The following is a 4,802-nucleotide window of genomic DNA, read 5'->3' as shown; positions in this document are numbered from 1 at the left end:
TTCCGTCAGTTTTACAGCGTTATGGTTATACATCGCCAAAAGAGGCGGTGGGAAGGAGTTTTAGAGATGAGTAAAACGATCGTTGCCTTGGATTTTTCCAGCAAGGAACAAGTTATTGATTTTTTAAATCAATTTGAAGAACCGATCTATGTCAAGATCGGCATGGAATTGACGTATGCCTGTGGTTTGGATATCGTGAAAACCGTTAAAGAAATGGGACATCATATTTTCTTGGATTTGAAGTTGCATGATATTCCCAATACTGTAAAGGGTGGCATGAAAAATCTGGCTAAGCTGGGTGTGGATATTGTCAATGTACACTGTGCCGGAGGAATAGCGATGATGAAGGCGGCCATCGACGGGCTGAATGAAGGAGCCATTGACGGAAAACGTCCGCTTTGTATTGCGGTCACACAGCTGACATCGACTTCTAAAGAAGCTATGAATGAAGAACTGGGAATTCCAGGGGATGTGATCGACTGTGTAAAACACTATGCCAAAAATGCCAAAGAGGCAGGATTGGATGGTGTGGTATGTTCGGTTCATGAAGCCAAGGCTATTCATGAAGTTTGCGGGAATGACTTTTTGACAGTGACTCCGGGGATTCGTCTGGCGGATGATTCCAAGGATGATCAAAAGCGTGTCGCAACACCGGATTATGCCAAGGAACAAGGATGTGATTATATCGTAGTCGGGCGCTCGATCACTAAAAGTCAAGATCCTGTTTCAACCTATAATGAAATCGAATCGATGATGAAATAAAAAGCTTGGATGAGATCCGAGCTTTTTATTTCAGATACGTTTTAAAGAAATCTTCGATCTTATCGAAAGGGATGATGTCCATCTGATCATAAAGGTCGGTATGGACGGCACCAGGAATGATCATTAATTCTTTATTATCTGTATATTTGTTTCCATCGATCATCTTCGCATAAGCGTCTTTGCTGAAGTAACAAGAATGGGCTTTCTCTCCGTGAATCATCAAGACGGCACTGCGAATCTCATTGACATAAGTCAAAATTGGCATATCGATAAAAGATTGACACCCGGTTACATTCCATCCTTTTCCTTCGCCTTGAGAACGAGGATGATATCCGCGTTGCCGATTGCGATAGTAGGCGATGTAATCTTTTAAAAACTGTGGTGCATCTTCAGGTGCTTCATCGGGCAATGCACCGGCAGAGGCGTAAGTTCCGTTTTTAATATCTAAAGTTCTTTGTTCGCACATGGCTTTTCGTTTTTCATGGCGGGCTTCTTCGTTATCTTGAGCATCAAAATAGTCTTTGGCATTGACGCGGGTCATATCGTACATGGTAGATGTGACTGTAGCTTTGATGCGGGTATCCATGATGGCGGCATTTAATCCCATGCCTCCAAAACCACAGATCCCTAAGATTCCAATCTTTTCTGGATCGACATTCTCTTGTACGGATAGGTAATCAACTGCAGCCATAAAATCTTCGGTATTGATATCTGGCGAGGCGATATTTCGCGGGGTTCCTCCGCTTTCTCCGGTATACGATGGGTCAAAGGCCAGAGTTAAAAAGCCGCGCTTTGCTAACTCTTGAGCATAGAGTCCGGATGCTTGTTCTTTTACGGCACCAAAAGGGCCGCTGATCGCGATGGCTGCCAGGTTCTCATTTTGATCTTTTGGCTTGTAGAGATCGGCTGCTAACGTGATTCCGTAACGGTTTGTAAATGTAACTTTTTGATGAAAGACTTCATCGCTTTGCGGGAATGTCTTATCCCATTCTTGGGTGAGATTTAATTGTTGTGTCATTTTTTCTCCTCCTTGACAAGGTTCTTTAGTAGAACTATCATAAAGGTACAACCTAAACCTAACTTTAGGTCAATAGAAAGATGAGGAAATTTTATGTATTCGATTGGACAAGTATCAAAAATGTTTGATTTGCCGATTCCCACATTGCGATATTATGACAAAGAGGGCTTATTTCGGGATTTGGAAAGGGAGCCATCTGGAATACGTAAATTCAATGATCAATCCATTGAAGCCTTGCGGGTGATTGAATGTTTAAAAAAATCGGGTATGCAGATTAAAGAGATCCGTGAATTCATGGATTGGTGTGCACAAGGGGATGCGACCTTGGAAAAAAGAAAACAGATGTTTTATCACCAGCGCCAGCAGATTCAGAAACAGATGGAAGAACTTCAGAAAACCTTGGATATGGTGGAATATAAATGCTGGTATTATGACACGGCTTGTGAAGAAGGGACGGAAAAGAATCTCCGACATGATTTTGATTCTCGAATGCCGGATCCAATCCGTGACTGTTACCGAAACGCTCATCGATAAATATGCGAAAAACACGTCAAAAATGAGACGTGCTTTTTTTATGGATATTGCGTACTCTAAGCAATATAATTGTCAGAATTGTAAAAATGACAAACAGTTCATTAAAAAATGTAAGCGGTTACTATTGAGCCGGGGGAGGGGGTAAGTTTATAGTAGTCTTAGGGACTTGTCGTAATACAAAAAAACAACATAAAAATTAGGGGCAAGTAGGAAAGGACAAGGGATAAGAATTTTTATCCGGTAAAGTTTATGAAAAGAGATCATTTAACAAGATTACGCCAAAAGGTCATTAGTTATTTGGCAAGTTTTTTGATGGTTATTTCTCTTTTTCCAACCAACACTGTGTTGGCACAAGAGGAATACACCTATGAACCTGTTGCGGTAACTAATGCGCAGGCAGACAGTGAAGAACCAACTGCACAAGGAGATGGACCTGCAGGGTTTGCTTTTGATAACGATTATTCGACTCAATGGCATACAAATTGGTCAAATCCTTCCGAGGGGGACAAAGCGATGCCCCATTGGATCAGCTGGCAGTTAAATCAACCGACTACGATCGGACGTATCGATTATGTAGGGAAACCAGGAGCCAATGGTATAGGGAATGGAGTCTTTAAAGATATTTCTATCTATGTAACAGAAGATTCCAATGCTCAGCCAAATGGCGCAGGCGAAGGATGGGAACTCGTACAAAGTTATTCAGGAATCACATATTCTGCTACGTCGGGTACTGAACATAATCGTACTGCGACGTTTACATTTACCCCTGTAATGGCATCAAAAGTGTTGATTGTTGTTAACGGAAGCTATAGTGTTCCAGATGATCCAGATGGTGAAAATGTATTCGCCAATGCTAGAGAGATCATTACTTATAAAGCTACAGCGGTTGAACCGGAACCTGTAACACCAGATGGCTATCAAGGAATGATTGAGATCGCTGATAATGGCATTCGTCAAGAAGGGACAAAGCTCTATGTAACACTTGAGCATCAGATTAATCGTCTTAACGCATCGATTGATGGTACTTCTTGGACTTATGATGGTGATAAGACTTTAACTTTTACGTCTATTCCTGAAACTGGTGCTTTCTTTGGCAATTTCTCAGTATTTGACCAAGATGGCAGATTAACGCAACATAATATTTTCAGAGAAGCTGATGGTACATGGCGAGTTGTTGTTGAATATCGCAGTGGTGTGACTTATAAGGATGAACAGCCAAGTTTTTACTATGGCGATGATACGGCTGATAAGCAATTAGTGCTTGATGGAAGTGAAGAGTATACTATCTATACAACTAGCGGTACGCCTACAATCAAAGCAGTGGGAAGACATTTAGAGAGCCTTCAATACTCTCCAATAGATGTCAGCGGCCCAACTATGACAGTATATCCTGAAGATGACACGGATCATACTACACTTAGTGCAACTTTGAAATCTGAAGGTAGCTATCGCGTAATCATTACTGATAAAGTAAGAACCGGAACCAATAAAGCTACTTCTTTCAAGTTAAATGTTGTCAAAGGTGAAGAACCAGGAACTGTCGATAAAACAGCACTTCAAGCTTTATATGATGAAGTAAAAGGTTATGTTAGTGATGATACTTCATATGGTAAGTTTGAGGCAGCAAGAGATAATGCTAAGGCAGTATTAGATAATGCAGATGCTACGCAAGAAGAAGTTAATAATGCTTACAATACGTTAAATCAGAGATATTGGTTAAGTAAAGTAGACGGTATGGTCAAGAAATATCGTCCGATTGAAAGTTCAAGCGGAAACTTTAACTATGAATTATATGTAGCTGAATCAACTCTTCCAATCATCAGAGTCTATGTTGAAGCTAGAAACCATACTAACACTAGCTACCCAGCTGAAGAGCTTGAAAAATTATATAATCAGTTTGTTGAAGCAGAAAAAGAATTAAAATCTGCAGGCGAAAAACCACGTTCTGTAATGGTTGGACCAGATGTTGATCAAATCAATACGACCAGTGATCGTGGAAGATTCGCAATTACAGAATATCAAGAAGATGGCAAATTATATCTGCACATCGAATATATAAATGACGGTATCAATCTAATTAAAGGTACAGACCTCGGCACGATCTCTAACTATGATCTAAAGAACAAAGCTAGAGTAAACTTGATTGGCTATGCCTATGAAGAAGATGGCAGTTTAGGTGGTTATAGTAACACTCCTATCACAAGCAAGATGGAACCTCTTGAAGGTGAAACAGATTTTGCAGCTGGTTTCCAAGTAAATGTAGAAGTTCAACCTGGAAAATATGGTGCTAAATTAACTTTAACTGGTGGCAAAAAAGAACAAGCTAATTCCTATGGCTATTACTACACATCTGAACCTGAAGTCGAGGTAGTGGATAAAGCAAAACTTCAAGAGGCAATTAAAGAAGCTGAAAAGTTAGAAGAGATCTACTACACTGAAGATTCTTGGAATAATCTGCAAACTGTTTTAGCTGATGCTAAAAAAGTAT

General features: G+C 40.3%; 4 protein-coding genes. 3 read left to right on the top strand and 1 reads right to left on the bottom strand.

Annotated elements, in window-relative coordinates:
- Positions 1 to 66 precede the first annotated feature (66 nt).
- Positions 67 to 762, top strand: a complete 696-nt coding sequence (pyrF, locus tag Q0J48_RS06555; RefSeq protein ID WP_296242693.1) for an orotidine-5'-phosphate decarboxylase — start codon at positions 67 to 69, stop codon at positions 760 to 762.
- Between the two features lie 25 nt (positions 763 to 787).
- Here pyrF and Q0J48_RS06550 read toward each other — a convergent pair whose 3' ends face one another.
- The gene (locus tag Q0J48_RS06550; protein WP_183374046.1) at positions 788 to 1,780 is read right to left on the bottom strand and encodes an alpha/beta hydrolase; all 993 of its coding nucleotides are present in this window, start codon (positions 1,778 to 1,780) and stop codon (positions 788 to 790) included.
- Positions 1,781 to 1,873: 93 nt separating this feature from the next.
- Here Q0J48_RS06550 and Q0J48_RS06545 point away from each other — a divergent pair, with 93 nt between their 5' ends.
- Together Q0J48_RS06545 and Q0J48_RS06540 are read left to right on the top strand one after the other, a co-directional pair.
- The gene (locus Q0J48_RS06545; protein WP_296242692.1) at positions 1,874 to 2,314 is read left to right on the top strand and encodes a MerR family transcriptional regulator; all 441 of its coding nucleotides are present in this window, start codon (positions 1,874 to 1,876) and stop codon (positions 2,312 to 2,314) included.
- A 249-nt stretch (positions 2,315 to 2,563) separates the two neighbouring features.
- A partial coding sequence (locus Q0J48_RS06540; RefSeq protein ID WP_296242691.1) for a discoidin domain-containing protein occupies positions 2,564 to 4,802 on the top strand: 2,239 nt, incomplete at its 3' end.

The sequence above is a fragment of the uncultured Faecalicoccus sp. genome, from assembly GCF_944325745.1.
Lineage (GTDB): Bacteria > Bacillota_I > Bacilli_A > Erysipelotrichales > Erysipelotrichaceae > Faecalicoccus.
Note: the sequence above shows the minus strand (reverse complement) of the source record. Positions and strands in the feature narration are given on the sequence as shown.

Bases quoted from the DNA above. Each gene is read 5' to 3' on its own strand.
- Q0J48_RS06550 (WP_183374046.1), bottom strand. From the start codon at position 1,780: ATGACACAACAATTAAATCTCACCCAAGAATGGGATAAGACATTCCCG.
- pyrF (WP_296242693.1), top strand. From the start codon at position 67: ATGAGTAAAACGATCGTTGCCTTGGATTTTTCCAGCAAGGAACAAGTT.
- Q0J48_RS06545 (WP_296242692.1), top strand. From the start codon at position 1,874: ATGTATTCGATTGGACAAGTATCAAAAATGTTTGATTTGCCGATTCCC.